The sequence below is a fragment of the Azotobacter armeniacus genome (assembly GCF_054779355.1).
Map to the genome: position 1 here is coordinate 1 of NZ_BAAGYK010000059.1, position 26,702 is coordinate 26,702.

General features: G+C 68.4%; 19 protein-coding genes and 2 pseudogenes. 8 read left to right on the top strand and 13 right to left on the bottom strand.

What is annotated here, in order from left to right; translation table 11 throughout:
- Positions 1-97: 97 nt before the first annotated feature.
- The 4 genes from ACYVD0_RS11170 to ACYVD0_RS11185 form a co-directional block, all read right to left on the bottom strand.
- Complete coding sequence (locus tag ACYVD0_RS11170) at positions 98-643, bottom strand: tetratricopeptide repeat protein (RefSeq protein WP_460426883.1); 546 nt, start codon at positions 641-643, stop codon at positions 98-100.
- Positions 644-797: 154 nt separating this feature from the next.
- Positions 798-2,087 carry a glutamate-1-semialdehyde 2,1-aminomutase gene (hemL, locus tag ACYVD0_RS11175; protein ID WP_460426884.1) on the bottom strand — a complete coding sequence of 430 codons (1,290 nt, stop codon included), beginning with the start codon at positions 2,085-2,087 and terminating at the stop codon, positions 798-800.
- Positions 2,088-2,146: 59 nt separating this feature from the next.
- On the bottom strand, positions 2,147-2,776 hold the full coding sequence (gene thiE / locus ACYVD0_RS11180; RefSeq protein WP_460426885.1) for a thiamine phosphate synthase: 630 nt from the start codon (positions 2,774-2,776) through the stop codon (positions 2,147-2,149).
- A 105-nt stretch (positions 2,777-2,881) separates the two neighbouring features.
- Positions 2,882-3,679, bottom strand: coding sequence for a hydroxymethylpyrimidine/phosphomethylpyrimidine kinase (locus tag ACYVD0_RS11185; RefSeq protein WP_460426886.1), 798 nt, complete (start codon positions 3,677-3,679; stop codon positions 2,882-2,884).
- Between the two features lie 112 nt (positions 3,680-3,791).
- Here ACYVD0_RS11185 and ACYVD0_RS11190 point away from each other — a divergent pair, with 112 nt between their 5' ends.
- Positions 3,792-5,441 (top strand): acyl-CoA dehydrogenase family protein, encoded by a 1,650-nt coding sequence (locus tag ACYVD0_RS11190; protein WP_460426887.1) that lies wholly within the window; start codon positions 3,792-3,794, stop codon positions 5,439-5,441.
- Between the two features lie 7 nt (positions 5,442-5,448).
- Here the strand turns inward: ACYVD0_RS11190 and ACYVD0_RS11195 are convergent, their stop codons facing one another.
- The 8 genes from ACYVD0_RS11195 to ACYVD0_RS11230 form a co-directional block, all read right to left on the bottom strand.
- A complete protein-coding gene (locus ACYVD0_RS11195) occupies positions 5,449-6,633 on the bottom strand; it encodes a type III PLP-dependent enzyme (protein ID WP_460426888.1) in 1,185 nt (394 codons plus the stop codon).
- Complete coding sequence (locus ACYVD0_RS11200) at positions 6,630-8,393, bottom strand: IucA/IucC family protein (protein WP_460426889.1); 1,764 nt, start codon at positions 8,391-8,393, stop codon at positions 6,630-6,632. Before ACYVD0_RS11200 ends, ACYVD0_RS11195 begins: the two co-directional genes overlap by 4 nt.
- Positions 8,390-9,532 carry an MFS transporter gene (locus ACYVD0_RS11205; RefSeq protein WP_460426890.1) on the bottom strand — a complete coding sequence of 381 codons (1,143 nt, stop codon included), beginning with the start codon at positions 9,530-9,532 and terminating at the stop codon, positions 8,390-8,392. The genes ACYVD0_RS11200 and ACYVD0_RS11205 overlap by 4 nt, the downstream gene beginning before the upstream one ends.
- Positions 9,517-11,295: an IucA/IucC family siderophore biosynthesis protein gene (locus ACYVD0_RS11210; RefSeq protein WP_460426891.1), complete on the bottom strand. Its 1,779-nt coding sequence runs from the start codon at positions 11,293-11,295 to the stop codon at positions 9,517-9,519. Before ACYVD0_RS11210 ends, ACYVD0_RS11205 begins: the two co-directional genes overlap by 16 nt.
- On the bottom strand, positions 11,292-12,491 hold the full coding sequence (locus ACYVD0_RS11215; protein ID WP_460426892.1) for an ATP-grasp domain-containing protein: 1,200 nt from the start codon (positions 12,489-12,491) through the stop codon (positions 11,292-11,294). The genes ACYVD0_RS11210 and ACYVD0_RS11215 overlap by 4 nt, the downstream gene beginning before the upstream one ends.
- A 77-nt stretch (positions 12,492-12,568) precedes the next feature.
- Positions 12,569-13,132: a TonB-dependent receptor domain-containing protein gene (locus ACYVD0_RS11220; protein ID WP_460426944.1), complete on the bottom strand. Its 564-nt coding sequence runs from the start codon at positions 13,130-13,132 to the stop codon at positions 12,569-12,571.
- Positions 13,056-14,678, bottom strand: coding sequence for a TonB-dependent receptor family protein (locus tag ACYVD0_RS11225; RefSeq protein ID WP_460426893.1), 1,623 nt, complete (start codon positions 14,676-14,678; stop codon positions 13,056-13,058). The genes ACYVD0_RS11220 and ACYVD0_RS11225 overlap by 77 nt, the downstream gene beginning before the upstream one ends.
- 7 nt (positions 14,679-14,685) lie before the next feature.
- Complete coding sequence (locus ACYVD0_RS11230; RefSeq protein WP_460426894.1) at positions 14,686-15,369, bottom strand: HpcH/HpaI aldolase family protein; 684 nt, start codon at positions 15,367-15,369, stop codon at positions 14,686-14,688.
- 253 nt (positions 15,370-15,622) lie between these two features.
- On the opposite strand from ACYVD0_RS11230, the pseudogene ACYVD0_RS11235 reads away from it, so the two are divergent.
- The 4 genes and pseudogenes from ACYVD0_RS11235 to ACYVD0_RS11250 form a co-directional block, all read left to right on the top strand.
- Positions 15,623-16,029: pseudogene (locus tag ACYVD0_RS11235) on the top strand (AMP nucleosidase); the annotation flags it as partial.
- A 126-nt stretch (positions 16,030-16,155) separates the two neighbouring features.
- Positions 16,156-16,986 (top strand): hypothetical protein, encoded by an 831-nt coding sequence (locus ACYVD0_RS11240; protein ID WP_460426895.1) that lies wholly within the window; start codon positions 16,156-16,158, stop codon positions 16,984-16,986.
- Positions 16,958-17,188 carry a hypothetical protein gene (locus ACYVD0_RS11245; RefSeq protein ID WP_460426896.1) on the top strand — a complete coding sequence of 77 codons (231 nt, stop codon included), beginning with the start codon at positions 16,958-16,960 and terminating at the stop codon, positions 17,186-17,188. The genes ACYVD0_RS11240 and ACYVD0_RS11245 overlap by 29 nt, the downstream gene beginning before the upstream one ends.
- Before the next feature lie 772 nt (positions 17,189-17,960).
- A pseudogene (locus ACYVD0_RS11250) lies at positions 17,961-18,350 on the top strand (acyl-CoA dehydrogenase family protein); the annotation flags it as partial.
- A 567-nt stretch (positions 18,351-18,917) separates the two neighbouring features.
- Here ACYVD0_RS11250 and ACYVD0_RS11255 read toward each other — a convergent pair.
- A complete protein-coding gene (locus ACYVD0_RS11255) occupies positions 18,918-21,668 on the bottom strand; it encodes a sensor histidine kinase family protein (RefSeq protein WP_460426897.1) in 2,751 nt (916 codons plus the stop codon).
- Between the two features lie 323 nt (positions 21,669-21,991).
- Between ACYVD0_RS11255 and cysM the strand changes: the two genes are divergently transcribed.
- The 3 genes from cysM to relA all read left to right on the top strand — a co-directional run bounded on the left by cysM (position 21,992) and on the right by relA (position 26,667).
- Entirely contained in the window at positions 21,992-22,891 is a 900-nt protein-coding gene (cysM, locus tag ACYVD0_RS11260; RefSeq protein WP_460426898.1) for a cysteine synthase CysM, read from the top strand.
- A 47-nt stretch (positions 22,892-22,938) separates the two neighbouring features.
- Complete coding sequence (gene rlmD / locus ACYVD0_RS11265) at positions 22,939-24,303, top strand: 23S rRNA (uracil(1939)-C(5))-methyltransferase RlmD (protein ID WP_460426899.1); 1,365 nt, start codon at positions 22,939-22,941, stop codon at positions 24,301-24,303.
- 114 nt (positions 24,304-24,417) lie between these two features.
- The gene (gene relA, locus ACYVD0_RS11270) at positions 24,418-26,667 is read left to right on the top strand and encodes a RelA/SpoT family protein (RefSeq protein ID WP_460426900.1); all 2,250 of its coding nucleotides are present in this window, start codon (positions 24,418-24,420) and stop codon (positions 26,665-26,667) included.
- Positions 26,668-26,702: the final 35 nt, after the last annotated feature.

Consider the following 26,702-nt stretch of genomic DNA (forward strand, 5'->3'; position numbering starts at 1 on the left):
TCGATCCGGCACAGATCATTGCCTGGTCATGTTGGCGAAGGGCTCATCAGGCCGGGGCCAGGCGGGCTCATCTCATTTCAAAAATGCAACTGTAGTGCTAGGGCAGCGGCGCGAACGGCGAGCGGCCTTCGAGGGCCTGCAGCTCCATAAGGTAATTGCGGAAGATCTGGCCGAGCACTTGGGTGGCGATTTCCATCTCGTTACGGCTCATCTGTTCGGCGACCAGGTCGGCGCTGTCCAAGGCCTCCTCCGAGCCGTTCACCGCGGCCATCTTCAGCACTATATAGGCCTGCACGTTATTGGCCGGCACCCCCTCGCCACGGAAGAACATCAGCCCCAGACGATGCTGGGCCAGGGCGTGGCCCTGCAGCGAGGCCTGTTCGAACCAGGTCAGCGCGCGGGATAGATCGCGAGGGGTGCGCTTGCCGTCGTAGTAGAACTCGCCCAGCTCGTACTCCGCCTGGAAGTCACCGTTCTGCGCGGCTTGTTCGCAACGCGACAGCGCCGCGGGCAGCTCCTCGGCAGGACTGTCCAGGGCGCAGCTGCCCGGCGCCGGGATCAGCAGGGTGTTCTCCCCCGCCAGGGCCGGCAGGGAGAAGGAAAATAGCAACAGGCAACCCAGGGTCAGGTTACGGCAGGTCATGAAATCGCTGCGCCTCGAGTCGGAGCGGGCGGTCGCCCGGCCGGCAAAGTGTGCCGGCCGCCACATTATGAATAAGCGGCGCCGGCCTTACAAAGCCTTTGCCGCCTTTCCCTACCCCGAAGCCGGCAAACCGCTGAGGACAGCGGTTTGCCGTTCAGCCCTTGGCGAGCGTGGCGAAGGCACGCTCGGCGGCGTCGAGGGTGATCGCTAGCTCGGTCGCGCCGTGGGCGATGGAAGTGAAGCCGGCTTCGAATGCGCTGGGTGCCAGGTACACGCCGCCGTTCAGCATCAGGTGAAAGAAGCGCTTGAAGCGCTCGGCGTCGCTGGCCATCACATCATTAAAAGTGACGATGTCGTCGGCGCCACTGAAGTACAGGCCGAACATACCGCCCGCCTGGGTGGTGACGAAGGGGATGCTGGCGGCATCGGCGCGGTCCTGCAGGCCCTGCAGCAGGTGGTTGGTGTAGTCGGAGAGCTCCTGATGGAAGCCCGGACGGCTGATCAGCCTGAGGGTGGTCAGGCCCGCGGCCATGGCCAGCGGGTTGCCGGAGAGGGTGCCGGCCTGGTAGACGGGCCCCAGCGGGGCGATGTGTTCCATGAGCGCCTGCTTGCCGCCGAAGCAGCCGACCGGCATGCCGCCGCCGACGATCTTGCCGAAGGTGGAGAGATCCGGGGTGATGCCGTAGTGGGCCTGGGCGCCGCCAAGGGCGACGCGGAAGCCGGTCATCACCTCGTCGAAGATCAGCACCACGCCGTGCGCATCGCACAGGGCGCGCAGGCCTTCGAGGAAGCCCGGGGCCGGCGGTACGCAGTTCATGTTGCCGGCCACCGGCTCGACGATGATGCACGCCACGTTCTGGCCGCCCTCGGCGAGGGTCTTCTCGACTGCGGCCAGGTCGTTGTAGGGCAGGGTCAGAGTGTGCTTGGCGAAGTCCGCCGGTACGCCCGCGGAACTGGGCACGCCCTGAGTCAGGGCGCCGGAGCCGGCCTTGACCAGCAGGCTGTCGGAGTGGCCGTGGTAGCAGCCCTCGAACTTGATGATGCTGTCCCGCCCAGTGTAGCCACGGGCCAGGCGGATCGCGCTCATGGTCGCCTCGGTGCCGGAGCTGACCATGCGCACCATGTCCATCGACGGCACCAGCGAGCAGACCAGATCGGCCATCTCGGTTTCCAGGGCGGTCGGCGCGCCGTAGGAGAGGCCGTGCTCCAACTGGCGGCGCACCGCGTCGAGCACCTCGGGATGGCTGTGGCCGAGGATCATCGGGCCCCAGGAGCCGACGTAGTCGACGTAGCGCTTGTCGTCCTCGTCGATGACGTAGGCGCCTTCGGCGTGCTTGAAGAACAGCGGGGTGCCGCCAACGCCGCGGAAGGCGCGCACCGGCGAGTTGACGCCGCCGGGGATGTGCTTCTGGGCGTGGGCGAAGAGGGTTTCGGAACGGGACATGCGTGGGCCTCTGCAAGCTGGGGTGGAGTCCGCGCGGCGTGCTCCACCGTGAGGGGGAATCAGGAGTCGGCGAACAGCTGGCTGAAGGCGCGGGCGCGGCGCTCGACCTCAGTGGCGTTCGCGGCAGCGAACAGCGCATGGATCACCGCGACCATGGTGGCGCCGCGGCGGATCAGCCCGGGGGCGTTGTCCAGGGTCACGCCGCCGATCGCCACCAGGGGCTGGGCGAAGCGCGTGCGGGCCTGCTCCAGCAATTCGGGTGTGGCGGGTGGCGCGCCGGGTTTGGTCGAAGAGTCGAAGAAGCGGCCGAAGGCGAGGTAGCTGGCGCCGTCGGCGGCGGCCTGCTCGGCCAGCGCCAGCTGACCGTGACAGGTGGCGCCGATGATGATCTTGGGACCGAGCAGGGCGCGGGCGGCGGACAGCGAGCCGTCCTGCTGGCCGAGGTGCAGGCCGACGCCCAGGCGCACGGCCAGCTCCAAGTCGTCGTTGATGATCAGCTGTGCGCCATGGCGCAGGCAGAGATCGCGCAGCGCCTCGGCCTCGCGCAGCCGGCGGGCGTCTTCGTTCGACTTGTCGCGGTACTGCAGCAGCCGGGCGCCGCCCTTCAGCACGGCTTCGACGTAAGGCAGGAGCTTGCCGCCCTGCAGCAACTGGCTGTCGGTGATGGCATAGAGACCGCGTAGCTTCATGATGGGTTCGCCTCATCTGCGAATGGCCTGCGGGAGTTGCCGGGGACGGACCGTCCCCGGCCAGAGTCAAGCCGATACGCCCGGCCTTCGCCAGGCGCCGGTGAATCAGTCGCCGAAATCCAGCGGCAGGCGGCGCGGCACGTACTGGCCGCGGCCCGGCGCCTCGGCGTCGCGCAGGGTGCGCCAGGTGTAGTCGAGCGCTGAGCGCACCGCACTGGTCAGCTCTTCGCCGAGGGCCAGGCGGCCGGCCAGGGCGCTGGCCAGGGTGCAGCCGGAGCCGTGGTAGCTGCCCGGCAGGCGCACGCAGGTGAAGGTCTGCCGGCTGCCGTCGCGGGAATACAGGCGGTTGTGCACCTCGCTCTCGTCGCCGTGGCCGCCGGTGATCAGCAGGTGTTCGCACCGCTCGAGCAGCCTGGCGGCGCACTGGTCGGCGCTGCCCTCGGGCAGTTCTGCGAGGATCCGCGCCTCCGGCAGGTTCGGCGTGGCGATGCGGCACAGTGGCAGCAGGCGCTCGCGCAGCGCCTGGCCGACCTCGTCGCGGCCCAGCGCACCGCCGCCGCCGGCACGCAGCACCGGGTCGCAGACCAGCGGCACGCCGGGCAGGCGCCCGACGATCCCGACCACGGTGTCGAGCATCTCCAGTGAGCCGAGCATGCCCAGCTTGATCGCGGCGACCGGCAGGTCGGCGAGCACCGCCTCGGCTTGGGCCAGCACCCAGGCCCGGTCGAGCACGCGGAAGTCGCTGACGTTGCGGGTGTCCTGCACGGTCAGCGCGGTGACTGTCGGCGCGGCGTGGCAGCCCTGGGCGAGCAGGGCCTCGATGTCCGCCTGCAGGCCGGCGCCGCCACAGGGATCGTGGCCGGACAGGCAGAGGACGACGGGACGAAAGTTCGGCATGTTCATGGCGTGCGAGCTTACCACTAATCGCCCGGGCCGAGCCCCCGTCGGATGCATCCGACGCGCCGCGCCCCGCATGCTTCACTCAACGAGGCAACCGCCGCCGAGGAATGCCGCCATGCAGCTGCACCAGTACGCCGAAACCCACGAGGTGACCAACCAGGTACCGCCCCTGGACGGCGCCAATCTCTACCGCATCGACCGGCCGCTGCAGGAATGGCTGCGCCTCTACGACGGCGACTGGGCGGACGGGCAGCTGGAGGCCTACGGCGCGCTGGCCGGCGGGCCGCTGCTGGCGGCGGGCTTTCTGGCCAACGAGCACCGCCCGCTCTTTCGCAGCCACGATCGCTATGGGCACCGCATCGATCTGGTGGACTTCCACCCCGCCTATCACGAGCTGATGGCCACGGCCATCGCCCACGGCCTGCCGGCGCTGCCCTGGCGCGAACCGCGCCCCGGCGCCCAGGTCGCCCGCGCCGGGCTGATGTACCTGCACAACCAGGTGGAGGCCGGTACAGCCTGCCCCCTGACCATGACCTTCGCCAGCGTGGCGGCGCTCCGGCAGCAGCCGGAGATCGCCGAGCGCTGGCTGCCCAAGGTGCTGGCCGGCAAATACGATCCGCGCAACCTGCCGATGGAGTGCAAGAGCGGCGTCACCCTCGGCATGGCAATGACCGAGAAGCAGGGCGGCACCGATGTGCGTGCCAATACCACCCGCGCCTGGCCGGTCGGCGCCGCGGGGCCGGGGCAGGCCTACGAGCTGCTCGGCCACAAGTGGTTCTGCTCGGCGCCGATGAGCGACGCTTTCCTCACTCTGGCCTACAGCGACGGCGGGCTGTCCTGCTTTCTGCTGCCGCGCCACCGCCCGGACGGCGGGCGCAACCAGCTCTACATCCAGCGGCTGAAGAACAAGCTGGGCAACTGGTCGAACGCCTCCGCCGAGGTGGAATACCGTGGCGCCCTGGCCTGGATGGTCGGCGAGGAGGGGGGCGGTGTGCGGACCATCCTGGAAATGGTCGGCCTGACCCGCTTCGACTGCATGATCGGCTCCAGTGCGCTGATGCGCCAGGCCCTGAGCCAGGCGCTGCACCACTGCGCACACCGTCTGGTCGGCGGCCAGGTGCTCGTCGAGCACGCGCTGATGCAGAACGTGCTGGCCGACCTGGCTCTGGAGAGCGAGGCTGCGCTGGCCCTCACCCTGCGCCTGGCACGGGCGCTGGACCATGGCGAGGAGGAGGGCGAGCGGCGTCTCGTCCGGCTGCTCACCGCCATCGGCAAATATTGGATCTGCAAGCGCGCCCCGGAAATGATCGGCGAGGCCGCCGAGTGCCTGGGCGGTGCCGGCTATGTCGAGGAGAGCATCCTGCCGCGACTGTACCGCGAGGCGCCGGTCAACTCCATCTGGGAAGGCTCGGGCAACGTGCAGTGCCTGGATGTGCTGCGCGTCCTCGGCAAGGAGCCGGGAGCGCTGGAGGCATTGTTCGACGAGCTGGACGGGGGCCATGGCGATGCGCGGCTCAGGGCGCGCATCCAATGGCTCAGGAAGGCGCTGGCCGACCGCGCCGAGATCCACTACTGTGCCCGCCGGTTGGTCGAGGAGCTGGCCGTGACCCTGCAGGCCGGGCTGCTGCTGGAGGCCGGCAACGCAGCGGTGTCGGATGCCTTCATCCATAGCCGGCTGGGCGAGGGTGGCCGGGTCTACGGCACCCTGCCGCGCGGCCTGGACGTGGCGGGACTGCTGGCGCGCAGCGCGCCGCAGCTGGCGTAGTCGGCGTTCAGGGTTCGAGGAACAGCATCTGCGGCGGCTCGTGCATCAAAAAGTGCTGGTGCGAGATGTTCCAGGCGTAGGCGCCGGCCAGGGTGAACACCAGCAGGTCGCCGACCGCCAGGGCGGCCACCGTCTGCTGGCGGGCCCGCACGTCCTTGGGCGTGCACAGCTGGCCGACCAGGGTCACCGGCTGGTTCTCCAGCTCCGCCGGGCGCTCGCCGCGCACCACCACGAAGGGATGGTCGTGGCCCTGGGCCGCCGGGGTGCGGAAGTGGTGGGTGCCGCCGCGGGCCACGGCGAAGTACTGGCCGTGGTTGCGCTTGATGTCCAGCACCTCCATCAGGTAATAGCCGCAGGCGGCGGTGAGGAAGCGGCCGATCTCGAAGCGGATGCGCGTTCCGGCCATGCCTTCCTCGGCGATCAGCGACTTGAGTCCTTCGCAGAAGCCCGGCCAGTCGAAGGAGCGGGCGTGGTCCTGGTAATTGATGCCCATCCCGCCGCCGACGTTGAGCAGTTCGAGGTTCAGGCCGTGGCGCGCGTTCAACTGGCGGAAGCAGCGGAAGTAGCTGCGCATCAGCTGCAGGTGGGCGGCGGTGTCCAACTGGTGGGAGAGCAGATGGAAGTGCAGGCCCTGGAGCTTCAGCCAGGGCTCGCCGGCGAGCAGCGCCAGGGCCTCGTCCAGGGCCTCCTCGTCGAGGCCGAAGGGGGTCGGCTTGCCGCCCATCACCAGTCGGCTGTCCGGCGCCTCGTCGAGCTTGAGGTTGAGCCGCAGCAGCACCGGGGCCGGTCGGCCGTGCGCCTGGGCGACGGCCGCCAGGCGGCGCAGCTCGCCCAGGCTCTCCACATGGAAGGCGGCGATCCGGCAGTCCATGGCAGCGGCCAGCTCGCTGTCCAGCTTGCCGGGGCCGCCGAAGATCAGCGGCTTGTCGGGATGGCGCTCGTAGAGCCAGCGCAGCTCGCCACCGGAGGCTGCCTCGAAGCCATCCACCCAGGGCGCCAGGGTGCGCAGGACCGGCGCCTCGGGGTTGGCCTTGGCGGCGTAGAACAGCTCGCAGTTGGCCGGCAGCGCCGCGCGCAGGGCGCGCGCATGGCGCTTCAGCGCCGCCAGATTGTAAAGGTAGGCGCACAGCGGCTCGCCGCGGCGGCGGCGCAGCTCGGCGATGGCTTGGGCGACGGGGGCAGGCAGGCTCATCGGCAGTCTCCACAGGCGGCGGTCAACGGATTGGGCAGGGCGGTGTAGCCGGCCTCGCGATCAGCACGCATCAGGAGGCGGGTCATGAAGTTCTCCTTGCTCGGCAGGGGCGCGCCGGCGCACAGCTCGCGCAGCGCCTGCGGATCGCCGAGTGGCGCACGCTGTGCCTCGAGCAGGCTGGCAATCTCCCGCCACAGGCGCCTTTCCAGCGCCGCGTCGCCGTTGGCCAGGTGAAACACGGCCTCACCGAGGTTGTTGACCAGGGCGCAGTAGGCGAAGCGCTTCCAGGCCTTGTCCGCGTCGTAGTGGAGCGAGGCGCGGGTGCGTTCGTCGAGGTGGACGAGACGGGCTGCCGGCCAATGCTCGGGGACCAGCTTGGTGCCTTCCAGGTCGCGGATCCACACCCGGCAGGGCAGGCCCTGCTCGTCGAAGCCGAGCAGGGTGTTCTGCAGGTGTGGCTCGAGCACCACGCCGTGACGGAACAGGCAGTGCAGCGAGCCGCCCAGCAGCAGCCCGGCATAGGCGCGCAGCCAGCGCACGGCGGCCTCGGCCGGGGCCACGCCGAGCTGCGCCGCGCAGTGCGCGAGGAGCGACTGGCAGGCACTAACCCCATCCAGCGTCCAGGTGAACAGAGCCATGGCGACCCGCGGCTGGTAGCGCTCGCGGCTGGCTTCGTCGAGGTTCTGCCGGTAGAGGATACCGAAGCATTCGGTGACCTCGCGGGCCTCCTCCGGGCTGCCGTAGGCGGACAGGTCCAGGGTGCTGGCGGCCGGCTCGGGCATCAGTGCAAAGCCCGGCTGGCTGTCGTCCAGCTCGGCCATCAGCGGGCTGAGCAGGCGGGTCAGGGCCACCGCACTGTCCAGCTCGTACCAGGCGTTCTTGCGTACGCAGTTGGTCAGCCGCACGTGTATCGAGAATTTCAAAAAATGGCTCAGCTCGGGATGGTATAGGGTGCGCACCGAGGAAGTCGGATAGAGCGCCAGACCCTGCGGGCCGAGGTATTCCACAAGGCCCAGGCGGCGTACCCGCTCGATCAGCGGGTCGGCCAGCACCCGCTGCACTTCCCAGGGATGACAGGGATAGAGGTTGTCGGCCCTGGCGATCTGCGCAAGGAGGCCGCGCGGGTCGTCGCCCAGGTGGCGGATCAGCGCAGGATCGACACGGAACCAGTGCAGCGGGAAGCGTGCGCCGACCTCTGGCGAGCAGGCCAGCAGGTCTGCCTCGGAGACGCCGTCGCGGCTTTTCGGCGTCGGGTGCAGGGCATGGCCCCAGACCTGGCCCTGCTCGGAGCGCAGCAGGCTGTCCGTGTCCTCGTGGTTGGCCGCACGGGCGTGGCGCAGGAAGGTGCGGGTGATGCGCAGGCTGTTGTCGATCTGCTCGAGCAGCTCGCCGTGACGCTCCGGGCCGTTCAGCGGGGCGAGCAGCAGGCGTGCCAGCTCGGCAACGTCCAGCGCCCGCCAGCCTTGGCCGAGTCCCTTGAAATAGGGTGCACTGACGAAGCGGCAGCGCCCGAGCACGCTGGTGCGGTCGGCAAGCAGCGCCAGGCGCGAGCCGTCGGCCAGGCGGATGCCGACCCGCCGGCCCTCCGCCTGGCGCAGGCGCATGGGCAGGTCCTGCGCCAGGCAATCCAGGCAGGCCTCGCCGCGCGGCAGGGCGTATTCGCGCAGGTAGCAGTTGAGCAGGCAGTCGATGGCATGGCGCTGGGCCTCGCCGTCGAGGGCGCGCTCGCGGGGGGAGATGCGATTGGCGACAAGGGTCATGGGTCAGTCTCCGGCGAACGGACGAGAAGGGGGTGGGCCAAGGCCAGCGCGGCGAGCGCGGCCAGGCAGGCGATCAGAAAAGGCAGGGCGCTGCCGTAGTGCTGGCAGGCCAGCCCGGCGACCAGGCCGGCGGCGGTGCCGGCCCACTTGCCGCTGGCGTCATACCAGCCGAACAGGCGCCCGGCGCCGCCCGCGTGGCGGCGCGCGGCGAGGCAGCGGTGCAGGCCGACGAAGCACAGCAGCATGCCCAGTCCGGCGAGCAGGCGCAGGGCGAACAGCAGCTCGGCCGGCAGGCGCAGGAACTGCAGCAGGTTGCCCAGCGCCAGCAGCGCGAGCCCTGCCGGCAGCAGCGGGCCGCTGCGGCGCTGGACCCAGGGCAGGGCGAGCAGGTAGACCAGGTGCGGCAGGCTGTAGAGCAGGCCGATCAGCGCGTCGTTGGCTATCCCTAAGGCTTCGCCGTAGGGCACGAAGTAGGGGAAGGTCACCACCATGGCGAAGCTGAACAGGAACTGCACGGCGAGCAGGCGCAGCAGGTCCGCCGGCAGCTCGCCGCTGGCGGCCTTGTCCCCTGTGGCCGGGACCGAGCGCGGCGCATCGGCCGGCAGCGGCAGGACCAGCAGGAAGGCGACCAGCGGCATCCAGGCCAGGTAGCGGTACAGCTCCAGACCCAGGCCGGCGCTCGCCAGCAGGCCGACCAGCACTGGGCCACTGAGCATCGCCAGGCGCGCCGAGTACTGGGTCAGGTTGAGGGCGCGCGACAGGCCTTCGCCTTCGAACTGGCTCGCCAGGTAGGCGTTCGACGCCGCCATGGCGCCGCCGAAGGTGCCCTGGACGATCAACGCGAGGCTGAGGACCGTGAGGTTCGGGCTGAACCCGGCGAGCAAAAAGCCTGCGGCGAGGCCGGCGTGGGCGCGCAGCAGCGACAGCCGGCAGCCGTGGCGGTCGGCCAGGCGTCCCCAGAGCGGCGCCGCCAGCGCGGTGCACAGGGTCGGCAGCACATAGAGCACGCCGATGCTCCAGGTCGGCGCCGGTTCGCCCAGGTCGGCGAGGATGCGCGGCAGGAACAGCGGCGCACCCAGGGCGGTGAAGGCCGACAGATAATGGCCGAGCAGGACGCTGGCGGTCAGGCGCCGGGACATGGGGCCTCACCCTGCAGGAAGTTCGCCGCGCTGTAGCCATAGAATTTGTTGATGTCGGCCGCGCCGGAGTGCTCCTTGCTGAACAGGCTGCCGGCGCTCAGCAGGTACTTCACCGGCAATTCAGGGCTGTCGAGCAGGAACCGGCGCGCCTCGTCGACCGCCACGCCCTCGCCCGCCAGCGCGTCAAGGCAGGCGCGCAGGCGCTCGCGCAGGCCGGCATAGAGCGCCTCGCGTTCGGCCAGGCCGGCCTCGGCGATGGCTTCCAGGGGCGCGACGATGTTCAACTGCAGGGTGATGGTGCAGAACATCTCCGCCAGCGGTCGCACCTCGTCGACGCGAATCCGCTCGTCGAGCAGCTCGGCCAGGCGTGGCGCCAGGTCCGGGCGGGCCTCGGCGAAGCGCGGCGGCCAGAGGCGCGCGGCGTCGTTGTCCTTCATCAACAGGCGCAGTGGCCGGCCGGACTCGAAGAGCAGCACGGCGTTCTGCTGGTTGGCTTCCAGGGCGATACCGTAGACCAGCCAGAGGCGCAGGTGCACGACGAGCAGCAGGTCGAGATACTGTCGCCACCAGCCCATCAGGTCGCTGCCGTGGAAGCGCTCGACCAGTGCCTCGACCAGCAGCCGGCCGTCGGGCAGGCGGCTGGCCAGGGCGGCGACCGGTACCGGCGTGGCGTTTTCCAGGCCGTCCGGGTAGCGGCGCAGGATATAGGCCAGGTGGCGCTCGCCGGCGGCGTGGCCGCCGTGCTGCTCGTCCACATGCAGGTAGCGGGCGCCAAGCTGGCTGTCGTGCGCGGCGAGGGCTTCGAGGACGGTCTGGAACCAGTGACCATCGTACAGGGTGCTCGGCTTGATCAGCCGCAGGTTGCGCGCGCCCAGGGTGCGTACCAAGAGCGGCAGCTTGATATGGCAATGCGGCTCGGCGACGCACATCAGGGTGCGCACCGAGAGAGTTGGTTCTACCTCGAGCGCGCTCGTGGGCGCGCGCAGGCAGCGTGCCGGCAGGCCATGGGCATCCAGCTCGGGCCAGGTCAGTGGGTGCACCGGCAGCAGCGCATGGCTGTCGGCCAGCGCCGGGGCCAGGCCGACCTCGGCGAAGCTCGGCCAGAAAGCCGGTGGCGGACTGGTGCGTTCGAGGATCGTCTTCGGCACTGCCAGCCAGTTGAGGAGAAAGCGCGGAGCGAACTCCGGGGCATGGGCCTGCAGGGCCGTTGCGTCGAAGCCGCTCTTGGCCCGGGCGGTGGGGTAGAAGGGGTGGTCCAGGTAGCTGGCCAGGCGGTCGATGCCGAGCAGGCGCCGGCCCCAGTCGGCTTCGTCGAGGATTTCACCCAGTCCGGCGGTGTGGCTGGCGAAGGCCTCGCGGCACAGGCGGCGATGCTCCACCGCGCAGTCGGCCTCCTCGGCGTAGGCGGCGAACAGCGCCAGGCTCTCGGCATCCAGGCCCGTGGCCAGGTGCTCGAGCCAGCGGCGGTAGCCCTGCTCCAGATGCACACTATCGCCCTGGCGCCGCAGCCAGCGGTCGCCGACGGCGCTCCATGCCTGCAGCGGCGCGCCGCGGCGCACCGGCAGCCAGAGTTCACCGCTGCCCAGGTGATCGATGCACAGCCAGGTCGGTTCCGGCGGCTGCGGCCAGTGGGCGGCCAGCTCCGCCGGCAGGGCGGCCGGCCGGGCCTGGCCGAGCAGCCCGCGGATGTCCTCGCGCAGGCAGCAGTCGAGGATGCGCTGGCCGATGGCCACGCGGTCGTGACCCGTCATATCGAGGTTCATGCCAGCTCCCAGCGCAGGTCGCTGCGCACGGCGGCGAAGTGCGCCTGCAGCGCGGCCTCGTTTGGGGCGATCAGGCGCAACACGCCCAGGTAGTCCTTGTTCGAGTGGCTCAGGCGGATTTCCTCGCCGACCTCGCGCAGCGCGCAGTAGTCGGTCCAGTGGCCGTCGCCTTCCTCGCGGAAACTGGCGCTGGCTTGGCACAGGCGGCCGCTCTGCGGAGCCACCAGGTAGTGCACCAGGGCTTCGCCGCCACCGCCCCGGTTGTCGGCCAAGGGCTCGCCCAGGTGCAGGGCGAGGATGCGTTCGAACCAGCCCTGCGGCAGCAGGCGGTCGAGGAGGAACTCGCGGCCGTCGCCGATGCTGCGGTAGTTGATCTCCACCAGCACCGGCCCTTCGGCGGTGAGGATGAACTCGCTGTGGCAGACGCCGAAGTTGACGCCGAAGGCGGCCACCTGGGCCAGGGCCGTGCTGCGGTTGGCGCGGCTCAGCGGACCGTTCCAGCGCGCTTCCAGTTCGACGAAGTACGGCGGCGGCGAGAGGGTCACGTCGAAGCCGCCGATGGCCTGCAGGCGCTGGCCGTCGCCGAGGGTCTCCAGGGTGAACAGCGGTCCTTCCATATAGACTTCGAGCAGTAGCGCGCGATTCGGCTGACGCTGCCAGAAGGCCGCGCAGTAGTCGGCCAGTTCGGCGGCATCGCGGCACAGTTGCACGTCCAGGCTGGCGACGCCCTCGCGTGGCTTGGCCACCACCGGAAAGGGCGCGTCCTCCGGCAGCGCCGCGCCGGGGCTCAGCACCTGGAACCAGGGGCCGGGCAGGCCGAGGCGCTGCAGGCGCTCGCGCATCTCCGCCTTGTTCTTCGCCGCATGGCAGACTCGCCAGTCCTTGCCGGGGCAGTCGAAGGCCGCCGCCACCAGGGCGCAGCTGGTCTGCAGGTGATCGCTGTTGGAGAACACTGCCAGCGGGCGCTGGCCATGGGCATGTAGCAGCTCGATCACCGCCAGCGGATTGAAGACGTCGCATTCGAGAATCTCCAGCCCGTCGGCGGCGATATCGGCGTCGGCCAGATGGCGCCAGTGTTCCTGGGCGTGGTCGGTGACGAGCAGCAGCGGATGCCCGCGCCGCTGCGCGGCGGGCAGGAAGCCTTCGCAGACGGCATGGGTGGCGACGTGGCTGAGAATGACGATGGGTCCTTGCATGGTGTTCTCCCGGGCAGGCGCCGCCCTGCCGTAAGGCTGGACGGCGCTGCCTGCATGTGGATGCGGTGTTTTTGGGGTTAGAAGCGGTAGCTGGCGGCGACCGTGACGGCGCGGCCGGGCGCCGGCTGACGGCCCCAGGGGCTGGTGTCCATGCCGCGGAAGTAGTACTCGCGGTCGAACAGGTTGCTGACGCCGACCGAGGTGGTCAGCTCGTTATCGTTGAACTTGAATTTGCGCTCGAGGGAGGTGTTCCAGATCCAGTAGGAGGGCAGCTCGCCGACCGAGGCGCCGGCATCCTCGTAACGGGAGTTGGCCGTGTCCGTATAGGCCTCGCTGACGTACAGGCCGTCCAGGGTGAAGGCCCAGTTGTTGCCGAAGCGGTAGCGACCGTCGATGTTGAACTGGCTCTGGGAGGAGAAGGGTACTTCGTTGCCTTCGTCCTGGCCGGTGCGGATCTTGGCGTCGAGGAAGGCGTAGCTGGCGTGCAGGTCGAGATTGGGCACGGCCGCCGGGGTCCAGAAGACTTCCGTCTCGAAGCCCTGGTGGCGGGTCTTGCCGATGTTTTCAAAGGTGTCGTGGGTACGGTTGTACTCGATCTGATCTTCGAAATCGATGCGGTACAGGTTGAAGTTCAGGCTCAGGTTGGGCTTCGGGGGTGTAGCGGAAGCCGGCCTCGTAGTTCCAGGCGACCTCGGCGCTGACGTCGCCGCCCTTGACGATGGAGGTGATCTGCGGCACGCGTAGCGAGCGCTGGGCATCGGCGAAGAGGAACCACTGGTCGGTGAGCTGGTAGCCGACGCTCAGGCCGGGCAGCCATTCGTCGGTGAGGTTGCCGGTGTCCTTGCCGCTGACCGCGTCCGAATAGTCCATGTGCACGCGCTCGTGGCGAATGCCGGGGGTCACGACCAGGCGGCCGTCGAGCATGCTGATGGCGTTGCTGAGGTACATGGCCCGGCCTTCGGTGTCGAAGTTCCAGTCGCGGATGACGCTGTATTGGCCGGTGGCGAGATTGGTGCGATTGACCTCGAACTCGGTGTCCTCGCGGACCCAACGGCCGCCGAACACCCAGGTCTGGTCGAAGGTGTCGCCGTAGATGCTGAAGCTCACGCGCGGCTCGAGACCCCAGACCTTGAAGTCGCGGGGCGCGTCCTGCAGGGTGGTCGGCTCGGCGTCGGGGGTGAAGGGCAGGCCGATGATGAAGTTGCGGTAGTCGTGGTGGCCGAAGGCGGTGAAGCTGAACTCCACGTCATCGGCGAAGCCGACCTTGCCCAGGTATTGGCTGTAGGTGCCCCAGAGACGGTCGGTGTCGCCCTCGAAGCGATCGATGTGGCGGGTGGAGTCGCGGCGGTCGTGCTCGTAGTCGTCCCGGCTGAGGGCGCCGGCCAGGTCCATGTCGGCATCGTAGCGCTGGATGCCGAAGCTCAGGCTGCGAAATTCGTCGATGTCCCACTGGCCGCGCAGGCGGATGTTCTCCACGTCGGTGTCGGAATGGTCGCGTTCGTAGTGGCCGCTCTTGGCGTTGTACTCGAAGAACAGGCCGAGGTTGTCGGTCACGTGGCCGCCGGTGCTGAAATAAGTGTCGTACAGCTGGTGACCGCCTTCGTAGAAGGTGATGCGCTCGCCGAGGTTGCTTTCCCACTCCCTGGGAATCGGCTTGCTGATGAAGTTGATCACCCCGCCGACGTTGTTCGGGCCGTACTGGACGGCGGCGCCGCCGCGCACGATGTCGATCCGCTCGACGGTCGCCAGGGTCTGCGGGAACAGCGACAGGCTGGTCTGGCCGTAGGGCGCCAGGGACAGCGGAATGCCGTCGGAAAGCACCTGCACCTTGCCGCTGCGGCTCTCGTAGAGGCCGCGCACGGAAATCTGCGGCAGCACGCCGGTGCCGGTCTCGTCGAAGATCTTCACGCCGGGGACGCGCTGCAGGGCGTCGTCCAGGCCGCGCACGCTGGCCTTCTCCAAGTCTTCCGACTTGACCACGCTGCGACTGCCGGCGTAGGTGCGGACTTCCTCATCGGTGGCCTGGCCCAGCACGTCTCCCTTGATGACCGTGGGGGCGAGCGAGACCTTCCCCTCCTTGGAGGTCTCCTTTTCCTGGCGCTCGTCGGCGAGCGCGGGTTGAGCCAGTGCCACGGCCACAGCCAGCAGGCTGAAAGGCCAGTAGAACTGGCGAGTGGTGTTTTTCATGAAATAGTCAGACTTCTGTTGGGGATTGGAAACTGTTCAGGCGGCTCTTCAGGGCATTGAGCAGCAGCCCCCGGTCTTCGCCAGCAAGAAAGCTGCGGATGCCCCGGGCACGCCAGTGGCGCTGTTGCTCCGGGGTGCGGGGATTGGCGCAGAAGGGCACGCCGGCGGTCGCGCAGGCGGCGGCCATGTCCTGCAGCGCCTGCCAGACCCGAGGGTGGGTCGGCTGGGGGCCGAGCTGCAGGTCCAGGGCCAGGTCGAGGGCGCCCTCGAGGATCATGCCGACCCCCGGCAGGGCGAGAATTTCCGGCAGGGCCGCGAGGCCGGCGGCGCTTTCGATCATCGGCACGATGCGTGGCTCGCCGTTGGCCAGCGCGATGTACTCCGGCAAGGCCAGGGCCCCGAAGCCGGTGACCCGCCCGCCGCTGATGCCGCGCCGGCCACGGGGCGGAAAGCAGGCGGCGGCGATGGCACGCTCGACTTCTTCGGCGCTTTCCACCCGCGGCAGCACTATGGCCTCGACGCCGGCGTCCAGGGCCCGACCGATCAGCTTTTCGTCCGCCTCTGGCAGGCGCAGCCAGGGAGCGATGCCGGCGCTTTCGCAGGCGCGCAGGCAGTGCATCAGCTCCTCGCCGGAGCGAAGCAGATGTTCCATGTCGAGGATCACGAAGTGATAGCCGGCCGCGGCGATCATTTCGCAGAGCAGGGGGAGGGCACCGAATTGAGCAAACCAAAGACTTCGTCGCCCTGCCGCAGCCGGGCGAACACAACGGATTGTTGGAGCATATGTATAAATGTATGTGAATCTGTATTAATGAGAATTGTTATTGTTTTTGCTGGATTTCGTCAAGCTTTCAGTTTTGTGCCGCTCGAACGGGACCGCAGGCCGGCTGCCGGAGCGCCTGGCGTGTAAGATAGAACGTGACAAAAAGACAGAAATTCCAATCGTGAATACCGACACCGAAGCCTTTATCGTCGCGGCTACTGCCGAGGAAGCGGTCGACCGTCTCGCTGCCCTGCACCAGCGCGCCACCTCCGCCCTGCGCCAGGCGCTCAAGCGCTACCTGACCGAGCGGGTCGAGCTGGATGCCGCGCAGCGCAGCCTGTTCCGCTACCCGAGCTGCGTCTGACCCATCTGCCGCAAGGCAAGGTGCCCTTCACCGTCCGTGCCTGCGCCAAAGTCCAGGCGCCGGGCGTCTACAGTGTCACCGTGACCCAGCCGCAGGCCTTCCGCCGCTATCTGCTCGATCAGCTGCGGCCGCTGATGAACGACTTCAACGTGCAGGTCGAGGTCGGCGTGGGGATGCAGGACATTCCCTATCCCTATGTGGCTACCGTATGCACACATCTCGCCCTCAATCGGTGAGCCAAGAAGAATGGGGGCGTGTTTGGCAGTGAGGTGACAGGTCAATGGCACAGGTACTGCACGTGGAGTTTGGCGACGCTCGGTTAAAAAACTGCGCAGGCTTTGCACGCGGTAATGGTCGAGCAGCAGAGCGTGTGCCTGCGCCGGTTGGGGCGGGAGCGTAGCGGGGAGGTGCGCTTCGGGCGGCTGCTGCGTAACGAGCGGGTCACCGTGGGCAAGCTGATCGAGGGGGGCTGCGCCGGCGTAGGCCCGCGCACCGCGGGAACTCATGTCCTGCTGATCGAAGACACCAGTGAGCTGAACTACCAGGCTCATGCCCGGCGGGTCCGGGCGCTGGGCACGGTGGACAATGGCGCGGATGTGGGGTTGTTCGTGCATCCGGTGTTGGCGGTGGAGGCCGACCAGGGTGTGTGCCTGGGGCTGGCGCACCTGCACCTGTGGCGGCGCACCCAGCCCAAGGCGGCGAATTATCGGCAGTTGCCGATCGAGCTCAAGGAGAGCCTGCGCTGGATCGAGGCGGCGCAGCGCGGTCGCGCCCAGGTGCCCCAGGCACGTCAGGTGACGGTGGTGGCCGACCGCGAGGCCGACATCTACGAGATGTGGGCACGCCTGCCCGACGAGCGCACGCACTTGCTGATCCGGGCGTGCCGTGATCGCAAGGTGGCCGGCGGTTCGCTGTTCGAGTGGTTGTCGGGCCTGCCCGAGCGAGGTCGCTATGCGGTCGAGCCACCGGCGGTGGCCGGCAAGCGCAGTGCCCATCGGGCGGTGTTGCAGGTGCGCTTTGCCCGCACGCGCATCGTCCGTCCACGGTACTGTTCGGACCGGCACGCTCCGCGCTGGCTGGAGCTGGCGGCTATCGAGGGCGGCCATCGAGGTGCGGGAGGACCCGGCCTCGGTGGTGGGGCAGGAGGCGCCCGTGCACTGGCGGTTGCTGACCACCCATGAGGTCGACGACCTGGCGCAGGCCTGCCAGTGCATCCAGTGGTACTGCCAGCGCTGGCACATCGAGCAGTTGTTTCGCACGCTCGAGCGTCAGGGGCTGGACATCGAGTCCAGCCTGGTCGAAGACGGTGGGAGACTGGAGAAGCTGGAGGTGCTGGCCACCTCGGCGGCCGTGCGCACGCTGCAGCTGACCCTGGCGCGCTAGGGAGGCGGTCCGCGCCCGGCCTCGGACTGCTTCGAGGGCGACGAGATCCGCGTGTTGCAGGACATCGGCCCCCGCCAGGAGGGCCGGACCACCAGGCAGAAAAACCCGCATCCGCCCGGCAGCCTGGCGTGGGCGAGCTGGATCATCGCCCGCCTGGGTGGCTGGAAGGGGTACGCCAGCGAGCGCAAGCCCGGCCCTGTCATCCTGTTCCACGGGTTGCAGACGTTTGCCAACATCCACCGCGGATGGGCTCTGGCCCGCGGGGGTGAAAGATGTGTGCATACGGTAGCCCTATGTGGTGGAGCAGGGCGATGAGCTGGCCGGCTCGGGCGTCACCGCCGCCGAGCTGGCGCGGGTCTTCCCCAGCACCGACCTGGCCGCGGCTTCCGACGATGTCGCCGACGGGCTGCACGCCTGGGCCGGCGCCGTGTCCTTCCCGCTGGCGCTGTTCGACGCGGCACGGGTGGACTTCTCCCTGCGCCGCCTGGTGCACTACACCGGCAGCGACTGGCGCCACATGCAGCCGTGGGTCCTGCTGACCAACTACCACCGCTACGTCGACCAGTTCGTCCGCCACGGGCTCGAATGCCTGCGCAAGGGCGGCCGCTTCGTGCGCCTGGTGCTGCCCGGTAACGTGGTGATCGATCGAGGTATGGCCGAGAGCGAGGCCCAGGCGCTGGTCGAGGGGATGATCTGGCACCGCTACCAGATGCCGGCCTACCACCGGGTCGCCGAAGGCGGCCACGGCATCACCCTGGTGAACATCGGCGTCGGCCCGTCCTGCTTTCTGCTGCCGCGCCACCGCCCGGACGGCGGGCGCAACCAGCTCTACATTCAGCGGCTGAAGAACAAGCTGGGCAACTGGTCGAACGCCTCCGCCGAGGTGGAATACCGCGGCGCCCTGGACTGGATGATCGGCGAGGAGGGGGGCGGTGTGCGGACCATCCTGGAAATGGTCGGCCTGACCCGCTTCGACTGCATGATCGGCTCCAGTGCGCTGATGCGCCAGGCCCTGAGCCAGGCGCTACACCACTGCGCACACCGTCTGGTCGGCGGCCAGGTACTCGTCGAGCACGCGCTGATGCAGAACGTGCTGGCCGACCTAGCTCTGGAGAGCGAGGCTGCGTTGGCCCTCACCCTGCGCCTGGCGTGGGCGCTGGACCATGGCGAGGGTGGCCGGGTCTACGGCACCCTGCCGCGCGGCCTGGACGTGGCGGGACTGCTGGCGCGCAGCGCGCCGCAGCTGGGGTGAGCCCGTTCACGGGGACGTCGGGCGGCAACCCGCCCGGGGCACTCTCCAGCCCACCCCTTTCAAGGTCTTTTGTTTCTTGAAGCCTTGATTACACGGGTGGTGGAGACATGGGCGCGGGTCGTGGCTCCGTCGACCCCCCGGCTTGTCCGCCTTGGGACTGCGCTTGCCGGTGGTGACCTGTTTGGGCAGGATGCGTTGCGCCAGCGCCGCCGATAGAGCCGGGCGATCAGCAGGGCGTCGATCTCCTCGGGCAGGTTGCTCCCCTGATCATAGTCACTCATGAGATGCGCTTTGCCCACGATATCGGCAACAAGCATGATCTTCATGCACCAGGGGCGCATCCCTGAGAGCGGCGATCCGCAGGAGTCTTCGCCAACCCGGGCAGCCCGGAGCTGGCGAGCTTCATCGGCTCGGTGCAGGCCGCCTGAGCGGCCGGCACGGGAAGCCTGGCGATCGGAGGGCGTCTCGGGTCCACTCTCAGGCGCCGAGTTTCGCCTCGCCGGCCAGGCGGAGGATGGCCGCGTCCAGCTCGTCCAGCGCGGTGTCGGCCGCCGGGGCGTGCTGTTTGAGCAGGGTTTCGCTGTGCTGGCAGGCGGCGCGCAGCTGAGGCACGCCGCAATAGCGGGTCGCCCCGTGCAGGCGATGCACCCGTTCGATCAGTGCGGCGCGATCGCCGTCCCTGCGTGCCTGGCGGATCGCCTGGCGGTCGGCATCCAGCGAGGCGAGCAGCATGGTCAGCATGTCGGCGGCCAGGTCGGGTTTGCCGGCGGCCAGGCGCAGGCCCTCCTCGGGATCGAGCACGCTGAGATGACCGATGGCTGCCGGCCGGGCCTCGTCGGCCTGGGTGTCGGGTGAGCGCAGGTGCAGCTTGGTCCATTTGTGCACGATCTGGGCCAGTTGGCGTTCGTTGATCGGCTTGGTCAGGTAATCGTCCATGCCACCCTGCAGCAGGGCACGCCGCTCGTTGGCCAGGGCGTGGGCGGTGAGGGCGATGATCGGCGTGTGGTGGTGCTCCTGCTGTCCGGCCTCCCACTGGCGGATCGCCTTGGTGGCCTGGCGGCCGTCCATGCCAGGCATCTGCACGTCCATGAAGATCAGGTCGAAGCGTTCCCGCTGCGCGGCCTCCACGGCGGCCTGGCCGCTGTCCGCCATGCTGACCGTGGCGCCCATGTCTCCGAGCAGGGTCTGCACCAGTAGCAGATTGGCCGGGTTGTCGTCGACGCAGAGCAGGCGCGGCGAGCGGTTGCCCAGCGGGCCGAGTGCCTGCTGTCCGGCCGGCTGCGGAGCGAGCAGCCCGGCGAGGGCCGCCTGCAGCTTGTCGCGGTGTGCCGGCTTGCTCTGCAGCTGGATCGGCGCCTCTGGCAGGGCCTCCTGGTAAAGCAGCTGTTCGGTGGTGGGGCAGAGCACCAGGCACTTGCAGCCGAGCCGGTCGAGGTCGGCGACGCGCTGGGCCAGCTCCTGGGCGCCGCTGTCTCGGCTGGTCAAGCCGAGCACCGCCAAGCTGATCGGGCGGTTTTCCTGGCGCGCGCCGGCGACGCCGGCCAGCAGGCTGTCCAGCTCGGCGAAGGGCAGCACCTCCAGGCCGCAGTCCTCCAGTTGGTACTGTATCGATTGGCGGGCCAGCTCATGCTGTTCGAGTAGTGCCACTCGGTGGCCGTGCAGGGCGGTCGGTGGTTCGTCCTCGCTGTGATCGTCGAGCGGCAGGGACAGGCGGATCCAGAACTCGGAGCCTTCGCCCGGCACGCTGTTGACGCCGATCTCGCCGCCCATCTGCTCGATCAGGCGTTTGGAGATGACCAGGCCCAGTCCGGTGCCGCCGGCCTGGCGGGTCAGTGAGTTGTCGGCCTGGCTGAAGGCCTGGAACAGCGCGTTCAGGTCCTCCTGGGACAGGCCGATGCCGGTGTCGTGCACGCTGATGCGCAGCTGGGCGAACTCCTCGCCGATCTCCTCGACCATGGCGCGCACGGCGATGGTGCCTTCGCTGGTGAACTTGATGGCATTGCTGATCAGGTTGGTGAGGACCTGCCTGAGCCGCTGGGGGTCGCCGTTCAGCGCCAGGGGCGTGTCGCGGTAGATCAGGCTGACCAGTTCGAGGTGCTTGGCGTGGGCCGCCGGGGCGAGGATGGTGAGGGTGTCCTGGATGAGTTCGCGCAGGTTGAAGGGGGTGTGCTCGAGGACCAGCTTGCCGGCCTCGATCTTTGAGAAGTCGAGGATCTCGTTGATGATGTCGAGCAGGCTGTCGGCGGACTTCTGGATGGTGTTCAGGTAGTCGTGCTGGCGCGGCGACAGTTCGCATTTCTGCAGCAGGTTGGTGAAGCCAATGATGCCGTTCAGCGGGGTGCGGATCTCATGGCTCATGTTGGCGAGGAACTCGGACTTGATCCGGCTCGCCTCCAGGGCCTCGCGGCGCGCCATGTCCAGCTCGATGTTCTGGATCTCGATGGTTTCCAGGTTCTGGCGGACGTCCTCGGTGGCCTGGTCGATGCTGTTCTGCATCTCCTCCTGGGCGTGCTGCATGACCTCGGCCATGCGGTTGATGCCGGCGGACAGTTCGTCCAGCTCGTGGCTGCGCAGGGCGGGCAGGCGGGTTTCCAGATGGCCGTCGCGCAGATGCGACACGCCCTGCTGGATGCGTCGCAGCGGGTCGCTGATCGAGCGTCCCACGCGCAGGGCGAGGAGGGCGCTGACCAGCAGCACGGCAATGATCAGCAGCAGGCTGGCGAGCAGGTTGCGATAGCCCTGCAGCAGGGCGTTGTGGTGCGACACTTCCAGGGCGATCCAGCCGAGCAGGCGGTCGTCCTGGCTGCCGTTGCCGCTGCTCAGGTTCTGGTGGTAGCCGAGTACCGGCATCAGCAGGTGGGTGACGTTGTGGTCGCGGGTCATGGTCAGTTGGGCCGGGTCCTGGGGCGGCAGCGGACTGGTGAGGCTCGGCCCGGCATGCACGATGGTTTCCAGCTTGCTGTCGAGAAAGCTCACTGCACGGATGTCAGCCTGGTCGAGCACCCGGTTGGCGATCCGCTGCAGGCGATTGTGATAGCTCTGCGCCAGGGAGGGTGCGGCCAGGGGCGCGAGCTGCTGGACGATCAACTGGCCGCGCTCCACCAGATTGCCGTGCATCTCGGTCAGTTGCTGCCAGGTGAAATAGCCGCCCAGGACCAGCGCCAGCAGGCTGCTGGGCAGCAGGGTAAGCATGACGATGCGGGCCTTGATGCTGAAGTCGTGAAACACCCCGATTCTCCATGATGGATTTGGGGCGCAGTGTAGCCACAGACTCCAATGGGGCAACAGGAGGCAGTGTCATAGCTATTTGGAATATGTATGCGCTATTTCCGGGTGATGGCCTCCAGCGCTTTGCCGGCTATCATAGGTTTCCCCTGTGGCCTGGATGACTCGCTTCCCGAGTCGATGTCCGCTCCTCGACGGATGAGCGGAGCTTGTTGTCAGGCCGGGCGTCGCAGGGGCGCATGGCGAGCGGCGCCCACGCAGCATGGCGGCAAGGATGCCGCCCGGATCGAGCAGCCTATTTCTGATTCAGGATACCGAGTGTTTCCATGACAGTGCATTTCCCCACCATCGCCGAGTGCATCGGCAATACCCCGCTGGTGCGTCTGCAGCGCTTGCCGGGCGAAACCTCGAACACCCTGCTGGTCAAGCTGGAAGGCAACAATCCGGCCGGTTCGGTGAAGGACCGGCCGGCACTGTCGATGATCACCCGCGCCGAGCAGCGCGGCGACATCCACCCCGGCGATACCCTGATCGAGGCCACTTCCGGCAACACCGGCATTGCCCTGGCCATGGCGGCGGCGATCAAGGGCTACCGGATGATTCTGATCATGCCGGACAACATGAGCGCCGAGCGCAAGGCGGCGATGACCGCCTATGGCGCCGAGCTGGTGCTGGTGAGCAAGGCCGAGGGCATGGAGGGCGCCCGCGACCTGGCGTTGAAGATGCAGGGCGAGGGGCGCGGCAAGGTGCTCGACCAATTCGGCAACCAGGACAACCCGCAGGCCCACTACGAAGGCACCGGTCCGGAAATCTGGCGCCAGACCCAGGGCCGCATCACCCACTTCATCAGCTCCATGGGCACCACCGGCACCATCATGGGCACCTCGCGCTACCTCAAGGAGCAGAACCCGGCGGTGCAGATCGTTGGCCTGCAGCCCCAGGAAGGCTCGGCGATTCCCGGTATCCGCCGCTGGCCGCAGGAATACTTGCCGAAGATCTTTGACGCGACCCGCGTCGACCGGGTGATCGACATGGCCCAGACCGAGGCCGAGGACTGCATGCGCCGCCTGGCACGCGAGGAGGGCATCTTCTGCGGCGTGTCTTCGGGCGGGGCGGTGGCGGCCATGCTGCGCCTGTCGCGTGAGGTGGAGAATTCGGTGATGGTGGCGATCATCTGCGACCGCGGCGATCGCTACCTGTCCACGGGTGTTTATGACCAGCCGTAAGCCGGCCCCTGCCTTGTGGGGTAGCACGCGACGCGAGGCCTTCTGCCGTGGCTAGACGCACTACCGGCCTGCGCTTCCAGCCCAGCGGCGGCGCCCGCACGGCGTCCCTGCAGGTGGGCAGGAAGCAGGTCTTGACCATCGAGCGCCTGGCCCACGACGGCCGCGGCATCGCTTTCGTCGACGGGCGCACCTGGTTCGTCTCCGACGCCCTGGCTGGCGAGCAGGTCGAGGCCCGTGTGCTCGGTGCGCGCAACCGGGTCGTCGATGCCCGTGCCGAGCGCATCCTGGCGGCCAGTCCGCTGCGCCGCGTCGCGCTCTGCGCGCATGCCGGGTGCTGCGGCGGCTGTACCCTGCAGGCGCTGCCCCATGCCGAGCAGCTAGCCCTGAAGCAGCGCACCCTCGCCGAGCAGCTCATGCGTTTCGCCGACCTCGCACCGGAGGAATGGGCGCCGCCCCTGGTAGGTCCGGAGTTCGGCTACCGCCGCCGGGCGCGCATTGCGGTGCGCTGGGATGCCGCCACGGGCCGGCTGGCGGTGGGCTTTCGCGCCGCTGCCAGCCAGGCGATCGTCGCCATCGACGATTGCCCAGTGCTGGTACGGCCGTTGCAATCCATCCTGCGCGCCCTGCCTGCGCTCCTGTACGGCCTGGCGCGGCCCCAGGCGTTGGGACATATCGAATTGTTCCGTGGCAATACAAGCGCCATTCTGGTGCGTCATACTGCGCCACTTGTGGGCGACGACCTGCAGCGCCTGCGTGCCTTCTGCCGCGAGCACTCCGCCCAGCTCTGGCTGCAGGGCAAGGGCGAGCCGCAGGCGGACTCGCCAGAAGCCCTGCTGGGCTACAGCCTGGAGCAGTGGAACCTCGAGCTGCATTACCGCCCCGGCGACTTTGTGCAGGTCAACGCCGAGGTAAACGAGGCGATGGTCGCCCAGGCCCTGGAGTGGCTGGCACCGCAGCCTGGGGAGCGGGTGCTGGACTTGTTCAGCGGACTGGGCAACTTCGCCCTGCCTCTGGCGCTGCGGGCGCGCGAGGTGGTGGCGGTGGAGGGCGTGGCGGCGATGGTCGAACGGGGCAGGGAAAACTCGGCCGGCAACGGCCTGGGCAACCTGCACTTCTGCCAGGCGGATCTGTCGAAGTCGCTGGCCGAGGCGCCCTGGGCGGCCGCTGGCTTTGCCGCGGTACTGCTCGATCCGCCGCGCGACGGCGCGCTGGAGGCGGTGCGGCAGATGGGCGCCCTGGGCGCCGGACGGGTGCTGTACGTCTCCTGCAATCCGGCGACCCTGGCCCGGGATGCCGCGGAGCTGGCTGGGCAGGGCTACCGGCTGCGGCGTGCCGGAATTCTCGACATGTTTCCGCAGACCGCCCATGTCGAGGCCATGGCGTTGTTCGAGGGGGGGCCTGCCTCGCGCTGAGGTGGAACGCCGAGACTTGCCGGCAGGGATGGTTACATTTTTCGTTTCCAGGCAGCCTGATCCGGCTGATGTTTGTTCGGCATGGAGTCCATGCTGGGGGAAAGGTAGATATACATGGTACAGGTGAGAGCGCAGCAGCCGGTCAACACCGACGGTAGCATCAACCTTGAGGCCTGGCTGGATCATGTCCTGAAGATGGACCCGGCCCTGGAGCGTAAGGCGCTGAAGAAGGCCTGCGAGTACGCCCGCGAGGCCGAGCAGCGAGCCAGGTCGGAGCCGGATACTCCCGCCGCCGGCATATCCAGTTTTCTGGTCGGGCTGGAGATCGCAGAAATCCTCGCCGATCTCAAGCTGGATCAGGATTCGCTGGTCGCTGCCGTGCTCTATCGCGGCGTGCGCCAAAAGCAGATCGCCCTGGAAGAGGTGCAGCGGCACTTCGGCCAGGTGGTGGCCAAGCTGATCGAGGGCGTGCTGCGCATGGCGGCGATCAGCGCCAGCCTCAACCCCCGTGAATCCCTGGTGCTGGATGCCCAGACCCAGGTGGAGAACCTGCGCAAGATGCTGGTGGCGATGGTCGATGACGTGCGCGTCGCGCTGATCAAGCTGGCCGAGCGCACCTGCGCGATCCGTGCGGTGAAGCATGCCAGCGAGGAACGCCGCCAGCGCGTCGCCCGCGAGGTCTCCGCCATCTATGCGCCGCTGGCCCACCGCCTCGGCATCGGCCACATCAAGTGGGAGCTGGAGGATCTGTCCTTCCGCTACCTGGAGCCCGAGCAGTACAAGCAGATCGCCAAGCTGCTCCACGAGCGCCGGCTGGATCGCGAGCAGTTCATCGCCAAGGTCGTCCAGGAACTCAGGGAAGCCCTGGCCTCCGCCGGCATCAAGGCCGACATCAACGGCCGGGCCAAACATATCTATTCGATCTGGCGCAAGATGCAGAAGAAGGGCCTGCAGTTCAGCCAGATCTACGACGTGCGCGCGGTGCGCGTGCTGGTCCCGGAGGTGCGCGACTGCTATACCGCTCTCGGCATCGTCCATTCGCTGTGGCGGCACATTCCCCGGGAGTTCGACGACTACATCGCCAACCCCAAGGAGAATGGCTACCGCTCGTTGCACACCGCAGTGATCGGCCCGGACGGCAAGACCCTGGAGGTGCAGATCCGCACCCACGCCATGCACGAGGAGGCCGAGCTGGGCGTCTGCGCCCACTGGCGCTACAAGGGCACCGACGTCAAGTCCACCTCCAGCCACTACGAGGAGAAGATCTCCTGGCTGCGCCAGGTGCTTGAATGGCACGAGGAACTGGGCGACATCGGCGGCCTGGTCGAGCAACTGCAGGTCGACATCGAGCCCGACCGGGTCTACGTGTTCACCCCCGACGGCCATGCCATCGACCTGCCCAAGGGCGCTACGCCGCTGGACTTCGCCTACCGCGTGCACACCGAGATCGGGCATAACTGCCGCGGCGCCAAGATCGACGGGCGGATCGTGCCGCTCAACTACAGCCTGCAGACCGGCGAGCAGGTGGAGATCATCACCGGCAAGAACGGCTCGCCGAGCCGCGACTGGCTGAACTCCAACCTCGGCTACGTCACCACCTCGCGGGCCCGGGCGAAGATCATCCACTGGTTCAAGCTGCAGGCACGCGACCAGAACGTCGCCGCCGGCAAGACGCTGCTCGAGCGCGAACTCTCCCGTCTCGACCTGTCGCCGGTGGACTACGACCGGCTAGCGGAAAAGAGCAACCTGAAGACCGCCGAGGACCTGTTCGCCGCCCTCGGCGCCGGCGACCTGCGCCTGGCCCATGTGGTGGGGCTGGCCCAGCAGCTGGTCGAGCCGGAGCGCAGCACCGAGCAGCTCGAGCTGATTCCGCGCAAGTCCGGCACTCCGTATAGGTCCGGCAAGCACGACGACATCCAGATCCAGGGAGTGGGCAACCTGCTGACGCAGATGGCCGGCTGCTGCCAGCCGCTGCCGGGCGATCCCATCGTCGGCTATATCACTCTGGGTCGCGGCGTTACCATCCACCGCCAGGACTGCGCCAACGCCCTGCAACTGGCCAGCCGCGAGCCGGAGCGGATCATTCAGGTCAGCTGGGGGCCGGTGCCGGTGCAGACCTATCCGGTGGACATCTTCATCCATGCCTACGACCGTTCCGGCCTGCTGCGCGACGTGTCCCAGGTGCTGCTCAACGAGCGGATCAACGTGCTGGCCGCCAACACCTTGTCGAACAAGGAGGACAGCACGGCGCAGATGGTCCTGACCATCGAGATCCCCGGACTGGGCGCTCTCGGCCGGCTGCTGGCGCGCATCGCCCAGTTGCCCAACGTGATCGAGGCACGCCGCCACCGCGCCGCCCCCTGACTCCTGGCGCCGGCAGTACCTGCCGGCCTTTCAGG

Coding starts and splice junctions, on each gene's coding strand:
- ACYVD0_RS11225 (WP_460426893.1), bottom strand. CDS start 14,678: ATGAAAAACACCACTCGCCAGTTCTACTGGCCTTTCAGCCTGCTGGCT.
- ACYVD0_RS11205 (WP_460426890.1), bottom strand. CDS start 9,532: ATGTCCCGGCGCCTGACCGCCAGCGTCCTGCTCGGCCATTATCTGTCG.
- ACYVD0_RS11170 (WP_460426883.1), bottom strand. CDS start 643: ATGACCTGCCGTAACCTGACCCTGGGTTGCCTGTTGCTATTTTCCTTC.
- ACYVD0_RS11195 (WP_460426888.1), bottom strand. CDS start 6,633: ATGAGCCTGCCTGCCCCCGTCGCCCAAGCCATCGCCGAGCTGCGCCGC.
- thiE (WP_460426885.1), bottom strand. CDS start 2,776: ATGAAGCTACGCGGTCTCTATGCCATCACCGACAGCCAGTTGCTGCAG.
- cysM (WP_460426898.1), top strand. CDS start 21,992: ATGACAGTGCATTTCCCCACCATCGCCGAGTGCATCGGCAATACCCCG.
- ACYVD0_RS11240 (WP_460426895.1), top strand. CDS start 16,156: ATGGTCGAGCAGCAGAGCGTGTGCCTGCGCCGGTTGGGGCGGGAGCGT.
- ACYVD0_RS11190 (WP_460426887.1), top strand. CDS start 3,792: ATGCAGCTGCACCAGTACGCCGAAACCCACGAGGTGACCAACCAGGTA.
- ACYVD0_RS11210 (WP_460426891.1), bottom strand. CDS start 11,295: ATGAACCTCGATATGACGGGTCACGACCGCGTGGCCATCGGCCAGCGC.
- ACYVD0_RS11215 (WP_460426892.1), bottom strand. CDS start 12,491: ATGCAAGGACCCATCGTCATTCTCAGCCACGTCGCCACCCATGCCGTC.
- ACYVD0_RS11230 (WP_460426894.1), bottom strand. CDS start 15,369: ATGATCGCCGCGGCCGGCTATCACTTCGTGATCCTCGACATGGAACAT.
- hemL (WP_460426884.1), bottom strand. CDS start 2,087: ATGTCCCGTTCCGAAACCCTCTTCGCCCACGCCCAGAAGCACATCCCC.
- relA (WP_460426900.1), top strand. CDS start 24,418: ATGGTACAGGTGAGAGCGCAGCAGCCGGTCAACACCGACGGTAGCATC.
- ACYVD0_RS11185 (WP_460426886.1), bottom strand. CDS start 3,679: ATGAACATGCCGAACTTTCGTCCCGTCGTCCTCTGCCTGTCCGGCCAC.
- ACYVD0_RS11200 (WP_460426889.1), bottom strand. CDS start 8,393: ATGACCCTTGTCGCCAATCGCATCTCCCCCCGCGAGCGCGCCCTCGAC.